The sequence below is a fragment of the Pseudoalteromonas sp. APC 3893 genome (assembly GCF_030408095.1).
Lineage (GTDB): Bacteria > Pseudomonadota > Gammaproteobacteria > Enterobacterales > Alteromonadaceae > Pseudoalteromonas.
This window is the reverse complement of the sequence record NZ_JASDCD010000005.1, coordinates 131,721-154,543: the sequence shown is the minus strand read 5'-3', so window position 1 is coordinate 154,543 and position 22,823 is coordinate 131,721. Positions and strand designations below refer to the sequence as shown.

The following is a 22,823-nucleotide window of genomic DNA, read 5'->3' as shown; positions in this document are numbered from 1 at the left end:
GCATTAATGGCTATAGGTAAAACCTAAATAAACCTGACGACCAAAGTACTGGGTAGTCCCAGTAATACTTTCATTACCAAAGTAGCTTTGGGTGGGTTCGTCGGTGAGGTTATTAACCTGTAGCAACATGCCAAATGAATCAGTAAATTGATAAGAGGTTTGAAAATCGACCACGGTCTCGGCATCAAAATTCACCACTTGTTCATTGATAGCCACTTGCTCGGACACAAAGTCTGAGCGGTAGCGCACATTAAGGCGGGTTTCAAAATTATCTAAGCTATAAAACAAAGTGCCGTTTAACACATTTTTAGACAAACCAGGTAAACCTTGAGTCGTCGTGTCGCCCCCTAAACTGGTGATAGATTCAACTTCGCTTTCGGTGTAGGAGTAGCTGCCGTTAAAGCCTAAACCATCAAAAGGCGCAGGTAAGAATGAAAAAACTTGTGTATAAGCAAGCTCAATACCGCGAATATAACCGCCATTGGCGTTATTAACTGCGGTTGTATATGTGCCATTAGTGGTAGCTACTTGCTCGCCGCTGACTGGGTTTTCTATGTAGTCAGGAACGTTAAAGCCATTACCTTTAAAGTCAAATCCCTCTATCGCAATCGTATCGATAAACGAATCTATATTTTTATAAAAACCTGCGACCACTAGCGCACCATCTGATTCATCAAAATAATGCTCATAAGAGATATCGTATTGGTCGGCATAAAATGGTTTTAAGAATGGATTATTAGTACTTGAGCCGTTAATTTTACCTGTGGTTTTATCTGCCTGTGCACTAGCATCTCCCGCTAGGCGATTGATTGGTGGACGTGACATAACTTTAGCTGCGGCAAAACGCAATTGCGTGTTATCCGTTAACTGAAAGTTTAAGTTAAGTGATGGCAGGTAGTCGGTGTAGGTCGTGCCAAGCACATTAGGTAAATAGTTTTGATTTACAATGCCGATGCTGTCAGTAATATTTTGTGCGCCTAGCGCTAAATCACCATTGACGTTCTCTAAAATTGTTGCCGATTGATCGGTATCTACACGGCGAATACCAATATTACCCAGCACTGGCATATTGCCAATTTCAGCATTAATATTGAGCATGGCATAGGCTGACAGCACTTCTTCATACACTGAGCCACTTTGTAACATAGTCCATGAATAGTTTGTGGTGTAACCCTGTGCATCAACCACCCCATCAGCGTTACCCCATGTAGTTACAGGTGTAGGAGCACCTTCAGGGAACCACGCATTCAGCGCTTTATCAACATCTATTGCTAAATACGATGGAAAGTAACTAAATTCGCCTTGCCAATCCACCACATCAACCATGTCATCAGTTAAACGAAGTGACGGCTCACTTGCTGAAAACGCACCATCATCACCATATTCAAACACAGAACGGTTATTGCTATATTCACGGTCAGAATAACGCGCACCAAATTCAACTGAGCTGAACCAGTTGTTATCTAGTTCATATTTAAAATCGAGACGATAAGCACTAACTTCATCTTCATTTTGAAAAGGGTAAATACCGTACTTACTCACCATAACACGGTCTATGTCGCTAAATGCGGCTGCCTGATTAAAACCTACATCGGGCAGGTTGAGACCATTAAGCTGATAATTTATTGACACATTATTATCAAGTACCGGTTCTTCAGCGCTAGCGTCTTCAGCTACCAATGCCCAAAGTAAACCATTGCGAAAGTTACTTTTTGCTCGCGACAAAGACACATCTATATTGACGTTTAAACGCTCTGTTACTTGCCAATCCGCGTTAACACCGTAACTGTCTACTTCGTCAAAATCTTGATTGTCATCATTAACGATTTCAATTCAGGTATAGCTTTTTGAGGTACGATTAACGGCTGCGCCAATAACTGAATTACCCTCTAACTGTGCATTGGTAAAAGTTGCAGATGGGCCACCAAGTTTAACTCGCAAACCACGGGCAAATGACTCAGTATCAAATCGTGATAAAAACACATCCCCCTTCAACTTAAAGTTATCTACAGGTATCCACTCAATCGCTGCCATGTAACCGTTACGGGTTTCTTCACCGCCTAAGTGCTGGAGCTCAAAACCCTCACTGATGTATTCGTTCTCTGGGTTTACTTCAGGGCCACCAGTATCATTTGCCAAGCCATCTATTTCTTTATTATCGTTATAAGCGAGGCCTATAAATTGCGTTGCTACACTAGGTTGAAATAGGCGCGCATAACCGAGTGCAACCCCTAGGGTGTCGTCAAGGTATTTACCTTGATATGAAAAACTAATGCGATCGCCAAATTCTGTGGCGTCATACACTTCTGAGGCACGGTCGTTATACATACCTCTGGCGTTCACAACAAACTTATGCTGCTGTTCATTATCAAGCGGACTCGCCGTTTGCAACTCGACAGTACCTGCAACACCGCCTTCAATGAGCGATGCTTTTGGTGATTTATAAACCGCAGCAGAACTAATTAGCTCCGACGGGTATTGATCAAACTCAATACTGCGGCTACCACTTGTAGATACTTGCTCTCGACCATTGAGGGTTGAGAATACAAATCCACCCGACATGCCTCGAATATTTATTTCGGCGGCTTGGCCACCTGTTCGTACAGCTGAAATCCCCGGTAGTCGAGTAAGCGCATCTGCCATTGATACATCAGGTAGCGCCCCTAAATCATCAGCAGATAGCTGCTCTGATACTGTATCTGTAAAACGTTTTTGGTTAAGTGATTGAATTAAGCTTCGGCTAAAGCCTGTTACTTCAATAACCTCTAGATCATCATCTAACTGTGGATTGACTGTCGCTTGTGCATCACTTTCAGCTGCGGCCAATGCACTGCTGGCTGCGAACATTGCGAGCATTAATGCACTCAGTTTAAATTTCCCCATGAGCTTCCTACCCTATTGATTTTATAATTGTGTGCGATTTATTTTTAAATTGTGGATAAAATAAAACCAACAAAGTGTAACCAAAAAGTAAAATAAGTGTGATGAATACGTATGCACTAATAAGGGTAACGTCTAGCTCTGAGAAGTAACTTGTCGCCAAATGCTACGATTGAGCAGCTAACGTGAAATGAATAGAGGGTTTAGTATGGAAAAATAAGTAAGTAATAAATATTCAGTCTGAGCCAACATTTTTTATTTGGCCCAGAAAACTGGATGATTAAATATTACGTTGTTAAAACAACACGTACAGCAAGGGCTATAAAAATCACCGCGAGAACTTTATCAAGCCAAGGTGATGACTTAGTAAACGCAAATCGTTTTTTTGACAGTTCAGTGAGTGCTGCCACTATCAAATACCAACCAGTATCAATAACAAATACGGTCAAGCACATGATCATGCCCACTTTAAAAGTTAGGTTTGCAGGGTCTATAAACTGTGAAAATAAGGCTAAAAAGAACACCGCAAGTTTGGGATTCAAAAACGCAATAGCAAAACCATCTTGCAACGCTTGTTGAGCACTACCACTTTGCTGCGCAACTTGAAGCTCATCAGCACTGGGCTTTGCTAATAATATTTTAACACCTAAATATGCTAAATACGCCGCACCTAAGTAAACTAACACTTGATACACAGTGGGAAACTGTAACATCAATGCGCCAAGACCAAGCAAAGATGCCGCTGCATAAAAGCCAACACCTACTCCATGACTAATAGCCGCAAGCATGCCATTTTTCATACTGCCATGAATACTGTGCTTCAAAACCACAGCCAAACTTGGCCCAGGAGACATAGCCCCCATCATACAAATGGCCACTAGGCTTAACCACAAAGATAACGACATTTATAACTCATTATTTTCAATCAAAAGAACATAACCATAAACTTGGCCAAAAAAGCCCGTTACTGGGCTGATATTAATCAAGTTCCAGCCATCTTGATTTAATTGATAAATTTTTTCATTGAGGGCATCGATATTAATACCACCAAAAAAGCGCGTCTTTTTAAATTCTATTACTTTTTGCATGTTTATACCGCTTACAGCTGATACTCAAAATCATAAAAATGAGTTCCGTCTTCAATGCGAATACTCATTTTACCACTAAGCCCTTCAAGCTCATTACTACCAGAATCAGGTATGACATTTAAAATTAATGAATCTTGGCCTTTATCCATGGTGCCAAAGTGCTGCAATACAAAACTACCTTGCTTACCTGCAAGTGTGCCAACAACTTGCTCAATAGCAACATAGCCTGCACTGCCTTGGGTGGTAGTCATCGCGCTGAGCATTTCGCCAGTGCTGGTCGCGTCAAGCTCGCCTGTAAAGGTTTTATCTATCGACATTCGCCCCAAATTAACGCCATCAATACCTTTAGCGTAGCCTTCTATTGGGTTGAGTTTAACGCTAAATTCGCCCGTAATGTGTGTAGTAGCCATGATAATCCTTTATTGATTGTTGTTTGCGGTTATTGAAATATTTTTATTTGCAGCCATATCTATACCTTATCCATTAAAAAGAATCCAGCATGAGCAAATCCACGCATCAAGAAAAAGCGGCTTTTAGTAGCTTAATCCCTATTTTTGAATTTATTAAACCTTACAAATGGGTGGTTTTCTCTGCGCTTTTGGCGCTACTTATTACCGCAGGTGTTAACTTATCACTTGGCCAAGGGGTTAAATTTGTCATCGATCATGGCTTTATTGCGGGCTCCCAAGCGCAATTAAAACAAGCGGTGCTAGTACTAATAGGGCTGATCAGTTTATTAGCTGTTGGAACATTCAGCCGTTTTTATTTAATGTCGTGGATTGGCGAACGTGTTAGTAATGATATTCGTAAAGCAGTATTTGATCGCATCGTCACTCTGCACCCAAGTTACTTTGAAGAAAACCGCAGCGGCGAGCTCATGTCACGCCTAACCACCGATACCACCTTGTTACAATCCATTATAGGCTCATCGTTTTCAATGGCGCTGCGTAGCGCATTAATGCTTATTGGTGGCTTAGTGATGCTGCTAGTCACTAACTTAAAGCTCACCTTAGTGGTGGTTGCTTGTGTGCCGTTAGTATTAGTGCCGATGATGGTTTTTGGCAAAAAGGTACGTAAACTTGCCAGCTCTAGCCAAGATGCCATTGCCGACATTAGCACTTACGCTGGGGAGATAATTCAAAATATCAAAGTAGTGCAAAGCTATAGCCATGAACAACGCGAGCAACAGGCCTTTGCTCTTGAAACCGATAAAGCATTTAATGTGGCTAAAAGCCGTATTAAACAGCGCTCATTTTTAATTGCCGCAGTAATATTTTTAACCTTTAGCGCCATAAGCGTCATGCTTTGGGTTGGCGGCACTGACGTACTTGCAGGCACTATGACCGGAGGGGAACTCGGTGCCTTTGTGTTTTACGCTATTATGGTAGCAATGTCGGTGGCAACCGTAGCCGAAGTATATGGTGAGCTACAACGCGCCGCTGGCGCTGCTGCAAGGCTGCTAGAGCTGTTAGCGGTGAAAAGCGAGATTGTAAATCCTGCAACACCGCTTGATGATCAATTGCAATCACATAAAGAATCAGTAGCCATAGAGCTCAAAAATATTACCTTTAACTATCCGTCACGCCCTGATGTTAGCGCACTTAAAAATGTAACACTAACTATCGCACAAGGCCAAACAGTAGCAATTGTTGGCCCCTCTGGCGCAGGTAAAACCACTCTTTTTGAACTACTACAGCGCTTTTACGACCCCGCTCGCGGCGATATTAAGTTTCACGGTATTAATATTAAAGATTTATCACTCAATACCCTACGTAATTGTATGGGCATGGTGGCACAAAACCCGATTTTATTTAGCTCTGATGTGATGCACAACATTCGCTACGGCAATCCAGGTGCCACTGACGAGCAAGTTTATGCTGCTGCTAAGCATGCCCATGCTGATGAGTTTATACAACAGTTACCAAACGGCTATGAAAGCTTTTTGGGAGAGCAAGGCGTGCGTTTATCTGGCGGGCAAAAACAGCGGATTGTGCTCGCTCGCGCAATATTAAAAGACCCTGAAATACTATTGCTTGATGAAGCAACCAGTGCTCTTGATGCGCAAAGTGAGCATCATGTGCAAGCCGCGCTTGAGCATCTAATGCAAAACCGCACTACACTAATTATTGCCCATCGCTTGGCCACAGTAAAACATGCAGATGTAATCGTCGTGATGGAGCACGGTGAGATAATTGCCACAGGTACGCACCAGCAATTAATAGAGTCAAACCCACTATATAAACAATTATGTGAGCTACAGTTTAATAGAGATTGAAGAAAAGCGGTCAATAACCTCAATCACCAGCTAATAAACAAGTGATTGAGATAAATGCAAATAACTAGCCTTCGGTGTTTGGTACGATTTGAATTTCTACACGGCGGTTTTGCGCGCGGCCGTTAGCACTGTCATTACTGGCGATTGGCTGGGTTTCACCATAGCCGCGAGTACTGATACGCCCAGCTAGAATTTGTTGATTCACTAAGTAGCTTTTCACACTTTGTGCACGCTGCTCAGATAGTGTCATATTGTAGCTATCTTTACCTGTGCTATCGGTATGACCTTCAATGCTAAGGAAGGTTTTTTCATATTTGTTCATTACTTTAGCAATCGCATCTAAGGTATTATGAAAACCCGATGAAATATATGATTGGTCTGTCGCAAAGGTAATATTTGATGGCATAACTAAGCGTAAGTTGTCACCTTCACGGACTATTTCAACACCAGAACCGGCGAGTTCATCACGAAAAGCCTGTTCTTGTTTATCCATGTAATCACCAACAGCCGCACCGGCTAAGGCACCTATTGCAGCGCCAATAAAAATACGTTTGTCATCGTGGTCACCAGTTGCTTTACCCAGTACAGCACCTGTTGCAGCACCAATACCTGCTCCCATACCAGTATTGTTAGTTTCGCAACCGGTTAGTAATACACTTACAACTGCTACTGTTAATAATGGTTTAGTTAACGTCATGGTAACTCCTTGCCTCTAAATACTCATTTGCTAGTAAGTATGCAAAGCTGTCCATGAACAAACCATGAAGAATCAGTTAAAAGCCCAGCGACTCTCGATCTACGGCGGGTAATTTATAAGGTGCAACGAGTTTCGTTAATTCGCCGCTATCAGCCAACTTTTTTAGTTGCTCATCAATACGCTTAGCCAAATCAGTGCTATGAAACTGCTTGCTTAGAGCAAGGTAGCCATAAATGGTATCGCTGTGACGGTAATCCATTTTCACTAGTTTATTAGCCGGTTGATTTAAAACACTCATTGCATGATCCGTTGTGCTTTCAATGCCGACTACCAAATCCACTCGACCTTTTACTAGTAAATCAATAGCCGTCTTTTCGGTCAATACAGGAACTTTAATTAACTTATCATCCTCATTAAAGCGCTTAAAATATGCAGCTCCACGCATAATGGCTATTTTCTTTCCATATAAGTCATCGTAGTGCTTAATTTCTAACTTGCTTTCATGACGCGCATAAAATACAAACGACGAGGTGATCACCATATAAGGAGGCGTAACAAACTGCATCAATTTCTGGCGTTCAGGTGTAAGTATTAGCCCTCCCATCGCGTTAACTTCGCCATTTTCAAGCATTCTGATACAACGAGAAAATGGGCAGCCTACTAATTCTAATTTAAAATCAAGTTGCTGCTGCATTAACTGAAAAATATCAACAATAGCGCCAGTAATTTCACCACTTTCTGATATTTGGCTATATGGTGGACCATGATCCACAGCTAATGAGACCTTAGTTATAGCAACGGCCGCATAAGAACTGTTGCTCACACAAAGCATAATGCCAATAAAAACGGAAACTATAAATCGCATATCTACTTTATTTTAGCTATCACCTACTCTTATTGTAGACAGGTACATAGATTAATAACCATAAAATTGTCACTAAAATTTGTAATAATGAAACATAAACATGCTATAGGAAAATAAATCCATTATGTTACTCGCTATTTTTAAACAGTTTTTTTTACTTGGTTGCATGAGCTTTGGCGGCCCTGCAGCACACCTTGGATATTTTAAACGCCACTTTGTCGATAACCTTAAGTGGTTAAACACCCAGCGCTATGCACAGTTAATTAGTTTAAGCCAAGCATTACCAGGGCCTGGCTCAAGTCAAGTAGGGTTTGCCATTGGTGTTGAGCGTGGTGGCTTATTAGGTGGAATCGCAGCTTTTATAGGCTTTACGCTGCCATCATTATTGATCATGATATTACTTGCTATCAGTGCTCACCAATTTGATGCAATTTACTTTGCTATTATCGCCGGATTAAAGTTATTTGCAGTGGTGATTGTCGCAGATGCAACACTTAGTATGGCAAAAAGTTTTTGCACCAGCTGGGTATTAAAAGCATTGGCCGCTTCAAGTACTTTGTTGCTCATTGTAATACCCAACCTTGCCGGTCAAATAGCGGTATTATTTATAGCTGCAAGTATTGGCGCTATTTGGCCAATGTTAAACTTAACTGATAACAATGAACCGCAATCAGTAACCAAGGCAGGCGTTAACTGGATTGCTTTGCTGCTATTTGCCTTACTGCTGATAATAAGCTTTCTGCCCATGACTGAAAGCGCCGCGTTATTTGCGCCATTTTATCAAGCTGGCGCGATGGTGTTTGGTGGTGGGCACGTTGTACTGCCAATACTTCAAGCTGGTTTACCCACACTCAATACCGAGCAATTTTTAACAGCCTATGCTAGCGCTCAAGCAGTGCCTGGGCCAATGTTTACGATAGCAAGTTATTTAGGGGCACAATTTGAGGGGATTCAGCCCGTAGTAGGCGCATTAATTGCCACGACATTAATTTTTTTACCAGGGCTATTACTGATGTTTGCTTTGCAGCGTAGTTGGTTGCAGTTAGCCCAACACCCTCGTTTTGCAAGCAGTATTGCTGCACTTAACGCTGCGGTTGTGGGCTTTCTTGCGGCGGCACTGTACTCACCAATTTGGACTTCAGCAGTTCACAATATTTGGCATGTAGCGCTGGTAATAGCCGCATTTGCATGGCTAAGGTTGGCCAAGCCACCCATATGGTGGCTATTAATTGGCTTTATTCTGATGGGTCTTGGGCAGTATCATTTGCCACTTTAACGGTGGGTTTAATTCCCGTAGAACCATTTATCGCAGGGCTAAACTGCCCTGTAACACTTTGATAAGGACGTAAATCAAACAGCGGTAATACCGCAAGTAGATGATCCATTATTTCAGCTTGTAAATGTTCGAATGATATCCATCGCTTGTCTTGACTAAAGCAGTAGAACTCAATGGGTAAACCATGATTTAGTGGCTGTAACTCACGCACCATTAAGGTTAATGAGGTATTTATTTTGTCATGTTGCTTTAAATAGCCTTCAGCATAACGACGAAACAAGCCTAAATTTGATACCGGATCAGGCAAACTATTCATTTTAATATAGTCTTTTAGGGCGATTGTTTGACCAATAGTTTTTGTAAGCTCATCATCAGCTAAGCGAATACTATTCATATCAATATTAAGGGAGCGTTTTATACGTCGACCGCCAGACTCCTGCATACCACGCCAATTTTTAAAAGAGCCAGCTACCAACATGTAAGTTGGAATAGTCGTAATTGTATTATCCCAATTACGTACTTTTACTGTGTTTAAGCCTAAGTCGATTACTTCACCGTCTGCGCCGTAATTATCAACTTGGATCCAATCTCCGTAGGTCACTAAACGATTTGCAGCTATTTGGATACTCGCGACAAAACCTAAAATGGTGTCTTTAAATACCAGTAAAGTAACCGCAGCAATAGCACCAAAACCAGACAAAATATAAGTAGGCGACTTTTCAAGTAAAATACTAACAATTAAGATTGCGCAGATTATGAAGGTGATCAGCTTAACAACTTGAATCAATCCTTGTATTGGCACTTCACGAGCAAATTCAAGTTGGTTATAAATTGCCCCAGCAATACTCACTATACTGCTAATGATAAAACCAACATGAATGATCAACAGGGTTTGACCTATGGTTTTAAATACTTCGGCGGCAAATTCACCAACAGGATAAACACTATCAAATGTAGCCAAAAAAAATACACAGCAAAGCATGCCTGCAAAGCGACGATTAAGCTTTGTAAGTAATGGCGAGAGGGAGCCTATTCGCTCAGGTGAGAGTTTAGTAACCACAGCTTGAATGCCTGGTAACATTAAGCGCCGAGTAAATAAATATACAACCAGTAATGTACATACTCCAATCGCAGTAGCTGCTAGCGAGCCGAAGAGTTCAGCATCCGGCATCCCCTCAAACCAAGGTGTAACCAGTTGTTGTAGGCGTGTAGGTGTTGTCACGGTAGTTCAATCTCCTTATCCGGTATAATTACAATTTCAGAGCTCTGCTCTTCGTAAGCAATTGCCAGTTCACTATCTTTGTTTAACCATAACTGATTAATCGATTTTTGGAAACGAGCCCTAAACTGACAATCTTGCTGGTAGTTACCTAATAACTCAGGGCTAACAGGCACTAAAGTAATATTAACGGTCACTTTATTTAAGCGCCCACTTAAAAAGCTACCACAAATATGATTACTCTGTGCTTGATATACCAGCGTGGTATTAAGAATGGCATCAAATTGCTCGCCTAGAACTTCAAGCGCAAATGCGACGCCACCGGCTTTAGGCTTTAATAAATGCTTGAATGGGCTTTGCTGTGTTTGGTGTTTCGCATTTGTAAAACGCGTGCCTTCAACAAAGTTAATTATAGTGGTTGGGTGACTGCGAAAATTACGGCAACTATGCTTAGTGCGTGCAACATCAAGGCCTTTTAGGGCAGGGTTTTTAGCAAGCTGCGCTTTACTAACACGCTTCATAAATGGCATACCCATAGCCCAAGCGCCCGAGCCAATAAGCGGCACATACTTAAGCTCATCTTTTAAAAAGAACTTGGGGGCCGGCAAAACATCGATGGCACTGAGCACTACAATATCGAGCCAGCTAAAATGATTCGATATCAGCAAGTACCAACCAAGTTTATTTACATCACCATTAATAACTGTTGTGATTTGCGCGTTGCTCAATTTTAACCCGAGCCGGTTACCACTACACCAACCTTGATAAGCACTATGTAATACGTTACTTACCCACACCATGGGCAATACTAGTTTTATTAAGCCCAGTACTAAAACAACACAGCCCCACAGTAAGGTATTACTAAAAAGTACAACCCCCACAATTAGGCCATTCAGCCATTTTGGAATAACACTATTTAGCATGTGCACTCACTATTAATGATCACTTAGCTTGTTGCTCAAGCTTTACTAATTGCTGCTCTTTCTCATGCCATAAACGGTTTAACTCTGATTGAAAGCCAACTCTAAACTCAGAATCCCCGGTGTAATCGCCTATTAACTCCTGGCTTACAGGTAACACTTCAACGTGCACGTTGATGTTTTTAACTCGGCCACTGGCAAAATCAACAAAAGTAGGTATGCCATCAGGGTAATGAATTGTTACATTCACCACTTTAGATATTTGCTCTCCCATCGCTTGCATTACAAAAGCAATACCGCCCGCTTTTGGTTTTAATAAATGCGGGAATGGGCTATTTTGGCGTGCATGTTTAGCTTGAGTAAAACGCGTGCCTTCAACAAAGTTAACAATACTCACTGGCATTTCTTTAAACTTTTCACAGGCTTTACGGGTTGTTTCTAAATCTTTACCACGCAGTTTAGGGTTCTTTTTAAGCTGGCTTTTGCTGGTACGGGTCATGAATGGAAAGTCTAAAGCCCACCAAGCTAAGCCAAGAATCGGCACGTAGATAAGCTCTTTCTTCAAAAAGAAATTCAAAAATGGAATTTTTCGATTTAATAAACGCTGTAAAACTAAAATGTCGACCCAGCTTTGATGATTAGCAATAATCAAATACCAGTCTTTGAGTTTAACTTGCTCAAGACCTGTTACATTTAGCTGATAAGGTGTAAATATATTTTGATTTAATGAGTTGCAGCTCACCCACATAGTGGCGCACTTTTTAGCCGCCCAACTCATCGCTTTTTGCAATGGTTTAATTGGCAGTAATTTAATTAAGCCAAAAAGAAAGATTGGTATAAACCAAATCACCGTATTTAAGGTGTAAAAGAAAATACTAAACACACAGCGAATCATCGACATTACTACTTAATTCCTTTCATCAAATTTAATCTTCAAAATACGTGTAACCAGCAAGTCCTGCATTTAGCTCTACTAAATACTGTGCTTTTTCGCTATCACTGATACTTAATTTTGCGACAGTTGATGCAAAGTTCTCGGCTAAAATTTCGCTATCATAGTCTACAAACTTTAATACATCCTTAACGCTATCACCCTTTATCGCATTTGTTAGTTGATAGCCTTGTTCGTTCAACTCAACATGCACCGAATCAGTGTCGCCAAATAAGTTATGTAAGTCACCTAAAATTTCTTGGTATGCACCCACCATAAACATAGCAACATGATATTGCTGCCCTGGAACATATTGCGGTATTGGCAAGCTTGTTTCAATTCCAGCACCTTCAACATACTCACGAATTTGCCCGTCTGAGTCACAAGTTATATCTTGAATAATCGCGCGTTGCGTTAAAGGTTTATCTAAATTCTCAATTGGCATTACTGGGAATAACTGCTGAATACCCCATACATCGGGTAACGACTGAAACAATGAAAAATTAACGAATAGCTTGTCGGCCAGTTTTTCATTTAAATCATCAAGTACTTCACGATGGGCTCTTGCACTGCTTAATGATGCTCGAACGCGATGCAATATGGTAAAGTAAAGTTGCTCTATTTTAGCCCATTCCAACATGCTAACTAAGCCGTGTACGTACTGATCATGCGCTTCACTAAATAAATGCATCGCATCGTGATAAATTTCAAGCGCCATACGCGGATTCAAACGCTGTAAACATTGCCACATTTCATCAAGCACTAATACACTGTTAGGTTCGGGTGAGCTTGGGTTCAAATGATTTGGTGCTTGCTCAACGTCAATAACATCGGTGATTAATACCGCATGATGTGCGGTAAGCGCTCTGCCTGATTCTGTAATAATGGCCGGATGTGGTAAATCATGTTGTTCACACACTTCAGCAAATGCATTCACTACATTTCGTGCATATTCATCCACCGTGTAGTTCATTGAACAGGCACTGCGTGAGCCAGAACCTTCATAATCAACACCGAGTCCACCACCCACATCAACGGTGTTTAATGGCACACCTAACTGGGTTAACTCGGCAAAATGGCGTGAACATTCGCGTAAAGCCCGATGAATATCACGAATATTGGCAATCTGAGAACCGATATGAAAGTGCACCATTTGCATTAAATGCAACTTATTATGTTGTTTAAGTACCTCAACCGCACTAAGCACCTGTCCTGCAGTTAAACCAAACTTGCCTTTTTCGCCGCCGGTATTTTGCCATTTACCCTTACCCACAGAATTTAAGCGAATACGAATGCCAATAGCCGGTTCAATGCCTAAATCATCTATTTCAGCTAGTAAGGTGGTCAGTTCTGATAGCTTTTCAACAACCACTTTAACCTTGTGGCCCATCGCTTGGCCAATACAGGCTAGGCGTAAGAATTCGCTATCTTTATAGCCATTACAAACAATAGTGATAGGTGATGTTGCCACTCCTAAAATAGCCATTAACTCTGGTTTTGAGCCAGCTTCAAGGCCCACTAACCCACTTGGATGAGCTAACAACTTACTCACGACTGAGCGCTGCTGGTTTACTTTTATTGGATAAACACAGGTGTATTGACCATGATAGTCACGTGCTTCGCGGGCTTTGCAAAAAGCACTGGTGAGTGTATCAACTCGGTTTTGCAAAATATCAGTAAAGCGCACTAACACCGGCAGTGTTAGACCTTGTTTTTTAAACTGCTCAGTTAGTTCCGTTAATGAAATAGCCGCTTTGCTTTGATCTCCATCAGGATAAGCCACCAGCTCGCCTTGGCTATTTATATCAAAGTAACCATCACTCCAATGAGCAACGTTATAGGTAGCGCGTGCAGTGTCTAAACCCCAAGTCATGGCAAATTCTTCTTTAGTTGGCAAATACGTGTTTAATCACGCATTTTAATACGTCATAACATCCTAAGCTAACAAAAATTAACCTTTAAGCCAAAGCTAGGATAAAATATTCGCTATACTGATAAAATTTCATTGAGCAAAACGCCAACCACTGGCAGAATTGCCCCTTTTTCATACTCAACTAAAAAGTGTAGCTAGCGACATGGCAAATTTAGATCAAAGCAAATGGTTTACCGAAATAAGCGAACGTGACGGCAGTGCGTTTTCTCTACGCATTAATAAAAAGTTAGACGAAAAACAGTCGCCTTTTCAAAAAGTCGAAATGTTCGAAACCACAGATTTTGGTAACTTAATGATTATTGATGGCTGCACTATGGTAAGTAGTCGCGAGAACTTCTTTTACCATGAAATGATCAGTCACCCAGCGCTATTAGCTCACCCGAACCCTAAGAATGTCGTGATCATCGGCGGTGGTGATTGCGGTACTTTACGCGAAGTACTCAAACACCCAAGTGTTGAGGCTGTAACACAAATTGATATTGATGAAGTCGTTACGCAAATGTCGCTAAAATACTTCCCGGAGTTATGTGAAGCAAATCAAGATCCGCGTGCAACGGTAATGTTTGATGACGGTATTAAATACATGCGCGAACTACCAAGTGATTCTATCGATGTAGTGATTGTTGATGGCACTGATCCGGTTGGCCCTGGAGAAGGCTTGTTCAACCATGCTTTTTATACTAGTTGTTTAAACGCCCTTCGCCCTGGCGGTATTATGGTGCAACAAAGTGAATCTCCACTGATGCACATGCCGCTCCTAGTCGAGATGCGTGATGCCATGACAGACGTAGGCTTTAAAGATTTGCAAACCCTGCCTTTTCCACAACCTATTTACCCAAGCGGTTTATGGTCTGTGACACTAGCACGTAAAGATGAAGCATTTGCAGGCTTTAGAGAAGATGCTGCTAGTAAGCTTGCTCAAGGTACTGAATACTATAACTGTGGTATTCACCACGGCGCATTAGCTACACCTAACTTTATGAAGCGTGTCTTTGATAAAAAATAAGGTGTTTTAAAAAGTAAGGGACTCCAAGAATCTCTTACTTTTTTCATGCGGGTCTAAAAGCGCCATTGGGCATTGAGACTAATTTGCTGCTGGGAAATTTTTTCTGCGATACCCATAGCGGCACGATTATCGGCTTGGCTATGTAATGCAGACCCTTCAATACCTAACTGCCATTGTGGTGAAAGCTGATAACGCCAAGTTGCTGTAATCCCTTCGCCATGGCTAGCATTTGGATCAAAGGCCCAATCGTCTTTATCTGTTACTTCAAAATAGTCATAACGAATAGATAGCCTATGAGATGCCATTTTATGGCTCAATAAAACAAAATGGCTATAAAAACGGTTATCTACACCTCGTGTATCTCCCATCGCCGTACTACCAGACATAACCTGAGTAATTAAACGTGTTTTAGCATTGAATTTATATAACCATGCAGCGCTTGAAAAACGTGTATCCCACGCGTATTGCCCAGTACTGTAGTTAACAGCCGCTGGGTCACCATTATTATCATAGTAATAGAATCGAAATTGCGACTTTTTTAAATAATCCCAATGCACACCGGCATAATAACCAAAGCGGCCATCAACCTCTTCAAACGGCAAAACTTGATTAGCTTGAAATTGCAGTTGAGGCGTATCAAGCGATGCAACAGCGGCAAATGCAACCCCCTCATTCAGTGTTGTTTGGCGGTCATGCATCGCAAACCCACGCCAAGCTAAAAGCGTACCTGCGGGGTCATTACCTTTAAATGTAGCGCCAACAAAGGCAAAGCTATGCTTACTATTAAAACTGCGACCAGGGCGTTTAATTGTTGCTTCTACGCCCAAAGTACGCACTTCCTCGCCAATCCATGAGTTTATCGCAGAGTTCGTGTAATTGTAGGGAGATATCCAGCCCATATCAGGGTTTTCTAGTGACAATAAAGGGTAAAAACCTCCAGCGCGAACATGCCATTTATATTTGCTGTTTGTTAGGGGTTTATACTGTAAATAGGCTTGGCTGAGCCCGAGCGTTGGTTCAGGATCTTGGTAGGCGTTAATCACCCCATGCGCAGACCAACCACTTGTTATATCGGCTCTAAAATCGATTAACCCTTGCGTAAGTACAATACCGTCGGTATCAGTATCGTAGCGATAAAGCCCTACACCACCTTCTTGCCAAGTAGCGTGGGAGTCACCTTTTATTGCACCTACTTGCAATAAACCTTTTACTTGCGCAGTGGCATTTGACACAACAGCCAGAAGAGCAAAACCGATTAAGACTCTAATATTCATCAAATTCATCTACACCAATTGCAATACGCGGAGTTACTTTTTGTTTTAATTGATAGTTGAAATCTGTATCGCTAACTGTAACGGTTTGCGACTCTGTTGAGCTAATATCGCCAAACCCTTCGTGCCATACAGTGAGTGTATATTCACCCGCAGGAACATCAAAAGAAAACTGACCTTGCTCGTTTGTTATGCCATAAAATGGGCTATCAACAACCACTATGTAACCAAGCATCCAATCATGGATATTACAGCCAAGCTCAACCACCCCTGTTTGATCAAAGGTGATCGGCGCTTGGGGTTGTTCACGATAAAGCTTTAATTCAAACGACTTACTTTTAGAAAACGAATAAACGTGATGCATGATCGAATCTAAATTAGGAAATTCGACCTTAGCATTTTGCTCAACCACCAGCACATGTGGAGTGAACTGGCGATCTTTTTGCGCCATGGTAAATGACTGGTTAGCTACAGCTGTATTCTCTAACGGTTTCAGTGGCGTTAACCACACCACTGCATGTTCTACAGCTTGCTGATTCAAATCAGATATTGCTACCGTGGCTGCATAGCTTTTAACAGCGCTCAACGCTAAAAGAAGAAAGGTAAGGAGTTTCATATTATCTATTCTAATTATTTTATATAACAGTATAGACCTATTTTATTGATACTTTATTACTTAATTTGAAAAATTTATTGCGTTGAATACGTATGTAGCCACCTCGTAAATGCTACCCCCTCGCTTTATGCTAACTAATCTGAACTCTGGATAATTAACCAGTTAGACATAAAGGACACACAATGCGATTACCTTTACTACTGCTAGCGCTTTTATCAAGCAGTGGCTTCGCTAAAGAAGCCACTGTTGAATCACCAAACAAAAAAATCAAAATAACCATTTCAGATCATAATACGGCACCTCATTATTCAATCAGCTTTAACAATAAAAATGTTATTGAAAACTCATCCCTAGGATTTGAGTTCAAACAGCAAGCAGCATTTGATGAAGGTTTCACAATCACTAACATTGCCAGTAAACAGGTAAATGAACAATGGCAGCAACCATGGGGTGAGCGACAAACGGTTTTTGATCAGCATAATGAAGTTGCAGTTACTTTTAGCAAACCAGCTCCTCATGGTGGGACCTACACCGTGCGTTTTAGAGCGTTTAATAGTGGTGTCGGGTTTCGCTACGAAATACCGAAACAAACTGGTTTTGAACAGATAGAGATAACCAAAGAGCTTACCGAATTTGCAATAACCAGCGCAGATAAAGCCACGGCATGGTGGATCCCAGCACGAGGTTGGAATCGCTACGAATATGTTTACAACACCACACCATTACAAGATGCAGCCCTTGTGCACACCCCTTTCACGTTTAAAAATACCGATGGTGTTCATATTAGTATTCATGAAGCTGCATTGGTTGATTATGCTGGTATGGTTCTCAATCAACGTCGCCCTGGTACCTTACAAGCTGATCTAACACCTTGGTCTGACGGCATCGCAGTTAAAAAACACGGCGCATTTAATACCCCATGGCGTACGGTACAAATTGGCGAGCAAGCCATTGATTTGATTAATTCAGATATAATTTTAAACCTAAATGAACCAAACAAATTAGGCGATGTATCTTGGGTCAAACCAGGTAAATATGTGGGTATTTGGTGGGGTATGCATATCAATGAAACCACCTGGGGCAGCGGTGAAAAACACGGCGCTACCACAGCAAACACTAAGTACTACATGGATTTTGCAGCTAAATACGGCTTTGATGGGGTACTCGTTGAAGGCTGGAATATTGGTTGGGACGGTGATTGGTTCTTCAATGGCGATGTATTTAGCTTTACCAAACCTTATGATGATTTTGATATCGCCGAACTGACTCGTTACGGTAAACAAAAAGGTGTGCAACTTATAGGCCATCACGAAACCTCTGGTAACGTTACAAACTACCGTAATCAAATGGAAGATGCTTACGCGCTGTATGAAAAATCCAACGTTAGCCAAGTAAAGACAGGCTACGTCGCAGATGGCGGTAACATCAAACGCATTGACGAAAATGGTATTGTTCGAAAAGAATGGCACGACGGTCAATTTATGGTTAACGAATACCTACACAGTATAAAGCTGGCCGCTAAACATAAACTCAGTATTAATACTCATGAGCCGATTAAAGACACCGGCCTGCGCCGAACCTATCCTAACTGGATAGCTCGTGAAGGTGCTCGAGGCCAAGAGTTTAATGCATGGGGCACGCCACCTAATCCACCAGAACATATTCCGATGCTTGTCTTCACTCGTATGTTAGCGGGCCCTATGGATTTTACCCCGGGCATATTTGATATGGGTTTTAATGGTTTAGGCGCTGATACTAACCGTCCGCAAACAACCCTAGCTAAGCAACTGGCTTTGTATGTAGTGATGTATAGTCCTATTCAAATGGCTGCTGACTTACCGCGTAATTACTTAGCAAAACCGGATGCGTTTAAATTTATTCAAGACGTGCCGACTGATTGGCAAAAAAGTATCGCATTGGCAGGTGAAGTTGGCGACTACGTAGTGTTTGCACGTAAAGAGCGTAAACGCGACAATTATTCAGGTAATGATTGGTATTTAGGCGCAGTCACCGATGAGCAAGCTCGCACAATAGATATTAAGCTCGACTTTTTAGAAGCAGGAACCGCATTCGAAGCACAAATTTATAGAGATGGTGACAACGCACAATGGGAAAACAACCCCTACGACATCAAGATTGAACAACGTATTGTGACAGCAAAAGATACATTATCGCTAAAGCTAGCGACAAGTGGTGGCACAGCCATTAGGTTTAAAGCGCTGTAAAAGTAGCCATATTTATATTATATATAGGTTAAAGCGCGATCTAAATCGCGCTTTTTATTTTATTGCTACCGAAGATATAAGCTGTGTAATCTATCGCTACAGGCAACTTAAGATGATACTGCGCTACGCTCATTAACAGCCTTGGCATATTGCTTACCTAAGTAAGACCACATATAAAGTCCCCAAAATAAACCTCCAATTGGGAATAAAATAAGTGAGAGCGGTAATACACCAAAAAAACCTACGTAACCGAAAAAACCTTGTAGTAGCGAAAATAAAACAGCTGTCGAAACTCCCCAACCTAGCACACCATATACAAAGATATAATGCCACTTACCTTTATCTATTAGCCGCTTTAACTTATTAATTTTATCATCTTCCATTTGTTTATAACTCCTATACAAATACCCGATTATCTCAGGCTACTAAACATAAGTTGAAATCTCTTATTTCAAAGGGAGAAAAACCTGTGCGCTAAGCCCTCCCTCAGGGCGGTTTACTAATTTTACTTTTCCGTCGTGCATATCAATAATTCGTTTAATAATAGCTAAACCAAGCCCACTGCCTTCACTGCCTCGGGCTGCATCACCTTGTTTAAAGGGCTCAAACACTGTTTCCAGCTCACTTTCTGGAATACCCGGGCCCTTATCATTAACCATTACAATGGCATACTTTTTATCTGGGCTTAACGCGGTTTCAACCTCTATATCGCCGTCAGAATAACGAATGGCATTCTCAATCATATTGGTTACTACGCGCTTAATTGCCACCATACTTAAAGGTACGCTATCGAGGTTTGGATTTTCAATAAAGCGAATATTACGTTGATACTTTTGTTCAGAATGCACCACTTCAGAGACAATCGCATTTAAATCTTCGAGTGCTAGCTCTTCACGTTTATGGTGGCGTAAATATTCAATAAATTGGTCGATAATGGCGTTCATGTCTTCGATATCGTAAATAATGCCTTCGCGAAGATATTCTTCTTCTGCCGACATCATTTCGGTCGCAAGGCGAATACGTGTAAGTGGTGTGCGTAAATCGTGTGACACACCAGCCATCAGTAACCGTCGGTCATTTTCAAGTGCAGCAATACCACGAGACATTTGATTGAATGCTCGTGTTACCTCTATGACTTCAGTGGAACCATGCTCTTCCAGTTTGGTAGAGAAATCCCCTACCCCAACTTTAACAGCCGCTTGCTGTAATGCTTTTAATGGCCGATTCAAATGCCGGGCAAACAGCCAACCACCTAGCACGCTTAAAAAGCCGATACTCGACAAATAGAAGGTTAGAAACTCTAAATTGTTATCTTTAAATCCTGTGAGGGGTACTTTTACCCAAAAACCCGGCGCTTGTGGGGCTTCAACCCAGTAAATCAACGGGCCTATTTGGCTAATACGCACACGGGCAGAACCATTTAATTGCTCCGACATACTGCGCGATAACATAGGATATTCACGTGTTTGGCCAAGCCCATGAGACATAGCTTGGCGTTGGGTCATTACTTCAATACCGGTAATTTCGAAAAACTTAGCAGATACTTCATCGCTAATTTCTACACCATCTTCCCAATCAATAAACACTGTTTTCACTTGTTTCGCGAGAATGAGATTTACTTGCTCAATGGTGGGCTTTACCACGTAAAGGCTAACAGTGATGTATGAAACAACTTGGTTGATCAGCAATAATGCTGCCACCAAAAACACTGTTTGGCCAAATGCACTTTTGGGAAACATACTCATAAACGGTTATTTTTCACCGTCAGGAACAAATACATAACCAAGGCCCCACACTGTCTGTATATAACGAGGGTTGGCAGCATCATCCTCAATCATACGACGCAGACGCGAAACTTGTACGTCGATGCTACGCTCTAGGGCACTGTAATCACGGCCACGAGCTAAATTCATTAACTTATCGCGACTAAGCGGTTCACGAGGGTGAGTCACTAACGACTTTAATACCGCAAATTCCCCACTGGTCAATGACATGGTTTTATCACCTTGGGTCATTTCTCGCGTAGCAAGATTCAACGAAAACTCGCCGAATGTGATCTCGTTTTCTTCTGCAGCGGGCGCACCTGGTACTTCTTTAGAGCGGCGGCGTAAAATAGCTTTAATACGCGCCAGTAATTCTCTGGGATTAAATGGTTTAGGGATATAATCATCTGCACCGAGCTCTAAGCCAATGATGCGGTCAACTTCATCACCTTTAGCGGTCAGCATAACAATGGGGATTTCGTTTTCTTTTTGGCGTAAGCGCTGGCAAATAGATAAGCCATCTTCACCTGGCAGCATTAAGTCGAGCACCATTAAATGAAAGTTTTCACGCTCTAATAACCGATCCATTTGTTCAGAGTTTGCAGCGCTGCGTACAATAAACCCTTGCTCAACCAAGTAACGCTCCAATAAGCTGCGTAATCGCATATCATCATCGACGACTAATACTTTTGTGGTTTCGTGTCCCATAACATTCATTCTTGTTGTTTTTGACTTGTTAATAGTTAATATAAATGAAAACTAGGCTAATAAAAAATGAATTGATTAATTAGATTGTTACACAACATTTCAAACATGCTAACTGGCGTAAAATCTACTCGACAAGATAAGTGGTTTTTTATACCTTGCCACTGCATTCAACAACAGAGTAAACAACAACAGTGAAAACGAATCTAATTACCCGCGAAGGGTATTTACAACTACAACAAGAGCACGACCACCTTTGGAATGTTAAGCGCCCCGAAGTTACTAAAATTGTTAGTTGGGCAGCCAGTTTAGGAGATCGCTCTGAGAATGCTGATTATCAGTACAATAAACGACTACTTAGACAAATAGACCGCCGCGTACGTTATTTACGTAAGCGCATGCCTGATTTACAAATCATTGATTATTCACCGCAACAAGCAGGTAAAGTATTTTTTGGGGCATGGGTAGAAGTCGAAAACGAACAAGGCGAAGTACTCAAGTTTAGAATTGTCGGCCCCGATGAAATCTATGATCGTAAAGATTATATCTCGATTGACTCTCCAATGGCGCGAGCACTACTTAAAAAGCAAGTAGATGACGAATTTTATGTCACAACCCCACAAGGGAAAAAAGAATGGTACGTCAATAGTATTGAGTACCCAGAAGCAAAGTAAACAAGCAAGTACTTAGCGAACTTTAAGCTAGAATAATTCAGATAAGGTTAATTATTGATTGTCTAAAGTGTATTAGTAGACTATAAATAGTGTTACTCAAGTAAAGCATTTTGCACTTGAGGTGGTAATTGGAAGGTCGTTTTATGTCAAACTTAATGCATCGCATAGTTAATAATGCCGTGTTATTTACACTCTTAATGAGTGTGAGTTTGACCGTATTTGCCCATGACTTTGATTATTCAACTGAGCTTTCTACCCCAACCGCCCATTATATTGCTTGTGATATTCCCGACCAAGCTAGCCTTGATGTTGACATAGATACTCATGCCAACACACTTTACTTTGGGGCGCTTCAACCACTCCCTGAAGCCACAATTTCACATTATGTGATACCACAATTAGCTTCACTTTTTAATCGTGCTTCGGTACGAGGGCCACCTGCTTACTTTATTTAATTGATTGCTTTAAAAAATATTAAA

The 22,823-nt window shown here is 41.4% G+C and carries 20 protein-coding genes and 1 pseudogene; 6 read left to right on the top strand and 15 right to left on the bottom strand.

Features of this window, described 5'->3' with window-relative positions; translation table 11 throughout:
- Nucleotides 1–3: 3 nt before the first annotated feature.
- The 4 genes and pseudogenes from QMA12_RS09275 to QMA12_RS09260 all read right to left on the bottom strand — a co-directional run bounded on the left by QMA12_RS09275 (nt 4) and on the right by QMA12_RS09260 (nt 4,378).
- Nucleotides 4–2,883, bottom strand: a pseudogene (locus QMA12_RS09275) (TonB-dependent receptor).
- Between the two features lie 284 nt (nt 2,884–3,167).
- Nucleotides 3,168–3,785 (bottom strand): LysE family translocator, encoded by a 618-nt coding sequence (locus QMA12_RS09270; protein ID WP_290209719.1) that lies wholly within the window; start codon nt 3,783–3,785, stop codon nt 3,168–3,170.
- Nucleotides 3,786–3,968: a hypothetical protein gene (locus QMA12_RS09265; RefSeq protein WP_290209720.1), complete on the bottom strand. Its 183-nt coding sequence runs from the start codon at nt 3,966–3,968 to the stop codon at nt 3,786–3,788.
- A gap of 11 nt (nt 3,969–3,979) precedes the next feature.
- On the bottom strand, nt 3,980–4,378 hold the full coding sequence (locus QMA12_RS09260; RefSeq protein ID WP_087532529.1) for a DUF3224 domain-containing protein: 399 nt from the start codon (nt 4,376–4,378) through the stop codon (nt 3,980–3,982).
- An 89-nt stretch (nt 4,379–4,467) separates the two neighbouring features.
- Here QMA12_RS09260 and QMA12_RS09255 point away from each other — a divergent pair, with 89 nt between their 5' ends.
- Nucleotides 4,468–6,243: an ABC transporter transmembrane domain-containing protein gene (locus tag QMA12_RS09255; RefSeq protein ID WP_290209721.1), complete on the top strand. Its 1,776-nt coding sequence runs from the start codon at nt 4,468–4,470 to the stop codon at nt 6,241–6,243.
- Between the two features lie 64 nt (nt 6,244–6,307).
- On the opposite strand, the gene QMA12_RS09250 is transcribed toward QMA12_RS09255, so the two are convergent.
- Both QMA12_RS09250 and QMA12_RS09245 read right to left on the bottom strand, forming a co-directional pair.
- The gene (locus tag QMA12_RS09250) at nt 6,308–6,940 is read right to left on the bottom strand and encodes an OmpA family protein (protein ID WP_087532531.1); all 633 of its coding nucleotides are present in this window, start codon (nt 6,938–6,940) and stop codon (nt 6,308–6,310) included.
- A gap of 76 nt (nt 6,941–7,016) precedes the next feature.
- Nucleotides 7,017–7,772 (bottom strand): transporter substrate-binding domain-containing protein, encoded by a 756-nt coding sequence (locus QMA12_RS09245; RefSeq protein ID WP_087532634.1) that lies wholly within the window; start codon nt 7,770–7,772, stop codon nt 7,017–7,019.
- Between the two features lie 157 nt (nt 7,773–7,929).
- Between QMA12_RS09245 and chrA the strand changes: the two genes are divergently transcribed.
- A complete protein-coding gene (chrA, locus tag QMA12_RS09240; protein WP_087532532.1) occupies nt 7,930–9,081 on the top strand; it encodes a chromate efflux transporter in 1,152 nt (383 codons plus the stop codon).
- Here chrA and QMA12_RS09235 read toward each other — a convergent pair.
- Genes QMA12_RS09235 through speA form a run of 4 tightly spaced genes read right to left on the bottom strand, consistent with a single transcriptional unit; the run spans nt 9,041 to nt 14,024 of the window.
- On the bottom strand, nt 9,041–10,252 hold the full coding sequence (locus QMA12_RS09235; protein ID WP_087532635.1) for a mechanosensitive ion channel domain-containing protein: 1,212 nt from the start codon (nt 10,250–10,252) through the stop codon (nt 9,041–9,043). The two genes, chrA and QMA12_RS09235, sit on opposite strands and share 41 nt — an antisense overlap.
- A gap of 47 nt (nt 10,253–10,299) precedes the next feature.
- Nucleotides 10,300–11,223, bottom strand: coding sequence for an acetyltransferase (locus tag QMA12_RS09230; RefSeq protein ID WP_087532533.1), 924 nt, complete (start codon nt 11,221–11,223; stop codon nt 10,300–10,302).
- A 19-nt stretch (nt 11,224–11,242) separates the two neighbouring features.
- On the bottom strand, nt 11,243–12,121 hold the full coding sequence (locus QMA12_RS09225) for an acyltransferase (RefSeq protein ID WP_290209723.1): 879 nt from the start codon (nt 12,119–12,121) through the stop codon (nt 11,243–11,245).
- Nucleotides 12,122–12,146: 25 nt separating this feature from the next.
- Nucleotides 12,147–14,024, bottom strand: coding sequence for a biosynthetic arginine decarboxylase (gene speA, locus QMA12_RS09220; protein ID WP_290209724.1), 1,878 nt, complete (start codon nt 14,022–14,024; stop codon nt 12,147–12,149).
- 202 nt (nt 14,025–14,226) lie between these two features.
- Between speA and speE the strand changes: the two genes are divergently transcribed.
- On the top strand, nt 14,227–15,090 hold the full coding sequence (gene speE / locus QMA12_RS09215) for a polyamine aminopropyltransferase (protein WP_290209726.1): 864 nt from the start codon (nt 14,227–14,229) through the stop codon (nt 15,088–15,090).
- Nucleotides 15,091–15,143: 53 nt separating this feature from the next.
- On the opposite strand, the gene QMA12_RS09210 is transcribed toward speE, so the two are convergent.
- Together QMA12_RS09210 and QMA12_RS09205 are read right to left on the bottom strand one after the other, a co-directional pair.
- Nucleotides 15,144–16,364, bottom strand: a complete 1,221-nt coding sequence (locus QMA12_RS09210; RefSeq protein ID WP_290209728.1) for a hypothetical protein — start codon at nt 16,362–16,364, stop codon at nt 15,144–15,146.
- Nucleotides 16,354–16,977 carry a methylamine utilization protein gene (locus QMA12_RS09205; protein ID WP_290209729.1) on the bottom strand — a complete coding sequence of 208 codons (624 nt, stop codon included), beginning with the start codon at nt 16,975–16,977 and terminating at the stop codon, nt 16,354–16,356. The genes QMA12_RS09210 and QMA12_RS09205 overlap by 11 nt, the downstream gene beginning before the upstream one ends.
- A 182-nt stretch (nt 16,978–17,159) precedes the next feature.
- Between QMA12_RS09205 and QMA12_RS09200 the strand changes: the two genes are divergently transcribed.
- Nucleotides 17,160–19,202 carry a glycoside hydrolase family 97 protein gene (locus QMA12_RS09200; RefSeq protein ID WP_290209730.1) on the top strand — a complete coding sequence of 681 codons (2,043 nt, stop codon included), beginning with the start codon at nt 17,160–17,162 and terminating at the stop codon, nt 19,200–19,202.
- A 107-nt stretch (nt 19,203–19,309) separates the two neighbouring features.
- Here QMA12_RS09200 and QMA12_RS09195 read toward each other — a convergent pair whose 3' ends face one another.
- From QMA12_RS09195 to ompR, 3 genes are all read right to left on the bottom strand, one after another.
- Nucleotides 19,310–19,585: a hypothetical protein gene (locus QMA12_RS09195; RefSeq protein ID WP_087532540.1), complete on the bottom strand. Its 276-nt coding sequence runs from the start codon at nt 19,583–19,585 to the stop codon at nt 19,310–19,312.
- 63 nt (nt 19,586–19,648) lie between these two features.
- A complete protein-coding gene (gene envZ / locus QMA12_RS09190; RefSeq protein ID WP_290209731.1) occupies nt 19,649–20,947 on the bottom strand; it encodes a two-component system sensor histidine kinase EnvZ in 1,299 nt (432 codons plus the stop codon).
- A 6-nt stretch (nt 20,948–20,953) separates the two neighbouring features.
- Nucleotides 20,954–21,673, bottom strand: a complete 720-nt coding sequence (gene ompR, locus QMA12_RS09185; protein ID WP_087532542.1) for a two-component system response regulator OmpR — start codon at nt 21,671–21,673, stop codon at nt 20,954–20,956.
- Between the two features lie 191 nt (nt 21,674–21,864).
- On the opposite strand from ompR, the gene greB reads away from it, so the two are divergent.
- Together greB and QMA12_RS09175 are read left to right on the top strand one after the other, a co-directional pair.
- Nucleotides 21,865–22,344 (top strand): transcription elongation factor GreB, encoded by a 480-nt coding sequence (gene greB, locus QMA12_RS09180; protein WP_290209732.1) that lies wholly within the window; start codon nt 21,865–21,867, stop codon nt 22,342–22,344.
- A gap of 143 nt (nt 22,345–22,487) precedes the next feature.
- The gene (locus tag QMA12_RS09175) at nt 22,488–22,799 is read left to right on the top strand and encodes a hypothetical protein (RefSeq protein WP_290209734.1); all 312 of its coding nucleotides are present in this window, start codon (nt 22,488–22,490) and stop codon (nt 22,797–22,799) included.
- Nucleotides 22,800–22,823 lie beyond the last annotated feature (24 nt).

Coding starts and splice junctions, on each gene's coding strand:
- QMA12_RS09270 (WP_290209719.1), bottom strand. CDS start 3,785: ATGTCGTTATCTTTGTGGTTAAGCCTAGTGGCCATTTGTATGATGGGG.
- QMA12_RS09265 (WP_290209720.1), bottom strand. CDS start 3,968: ATGCAAAAAGTAATAGAATTTAAAAAGACGCGCTTTTTTGGTGGTATT.
- QMA12_RS09260 (WP_087532529.1), bottom strand. CDS start 4,378: ATGGCTACTACACACATTACGGGCGAATTTAGCGTTAAACTCAACCCA.
- QMA12_RS09255 (WP_290209721.1), top strand. CDS start 4,468: ATGAGCAAATCCACGCATCAAGAAAAAGCGGCTTTTAGTAGCTTAATC.
- QMA12_RS09250 (WP_087532531.1), bottom strand. CDS start 6,940: ATGACGTTAACTAAACCATTATTAACAGTAGCAGTTGTAAGTGTATTA.
- QMA12_RS09245 (WP_087532634.1), bottom strand. CDS start 7,772: ATGCTTTGTGTGAGCAACAGTTCTTATGCGGCCGTTGCTATAACTAAG.
- chrA (WP_087532532.1), top strand. CDS start 7,930: ATGTTACTCGCTATTTTTAAACAGTTTTTTTTACTTGGTTGCATGAGC.
- QMA12_RS09235 (WP_087532635.1), bottom strand. CDS start 10,252: ATGCCGGATGCTGAACTCTTCGGCTCGCTAGCAGCTACTGCGATTGGA.
- QMA12_RS09230 (WP_087532533.1), bottom strand. CDS start 11,223: ATGCTAAATAGTGTTATTCCAAAATGGCTGAATGGCCTAATTGTGGGG.
- QMA12_RS09225 (WP_290209723.1), bottom strand. CDS start 12,121: ATGTCGATGATTCGCTGTGTGTTTAGTATTTTCTTTTACACCTTAAAT.
- speA (WP_290209724.1), bottom strand. CDS start 14,024: ATGACTTGGGGTTTAGACACTGCACGCGCTACCTATAACGTTGCTCAT.
- speE (WP_290209726.1), top strand. CDS start 14,227: ATGGCAAATTTAGATCAAAGCAAATGGTTTACCGAAATAAGCGAACGT.
- QMA12_RS09210 (WP_290209728.1), bottom strand. CDS start 16,364: ATGAATATTAGAGTCTTAATCGGTTTTGCTCTTCTGGCTGTTGTGTCA.
- QMA12_RS09205 (WP_290209729.1), bottom strand. CDS start 16,977: ATGAAACTCCTTACCTTTCTTCTTTTAGCGTTGAGCGCTGTTAAAAGC.
- QMA12_RS09200 (WP_290209730.1), top strand. CDS start 17,160: ATGCGATTACCTTTACTACTGCTAGCGCTTTTATCAAGCAGTGGCTTC.
- QMA12_RS09195 (WP_087532540.1), bottom strand. CDS start 19,585: ATGGAAGATGATAAAATTAATAAGTTAAAGCGGCTAATAGATAAAGGT.
- envZ (WP_290209731.1), bottom strand. CDS start 20,947: ATGAGTATGTTTCCCAAAAGTGCATTTGGCCAAACAGTGTTTTTGGTG.
- ompR (WP_087532542.1), bottom strand. CDS start 21,673: ATGGGACACGAAACCACAAAAGTATTAGTCGTCGATGATGATATGCGA.
- QMA12_RS09175 (WP_290209734.1), top strand. CDS start 22,488: ATGTCAAACTTAATGCATCGCATAGTTAATAATGCCGTGTTATTTACA.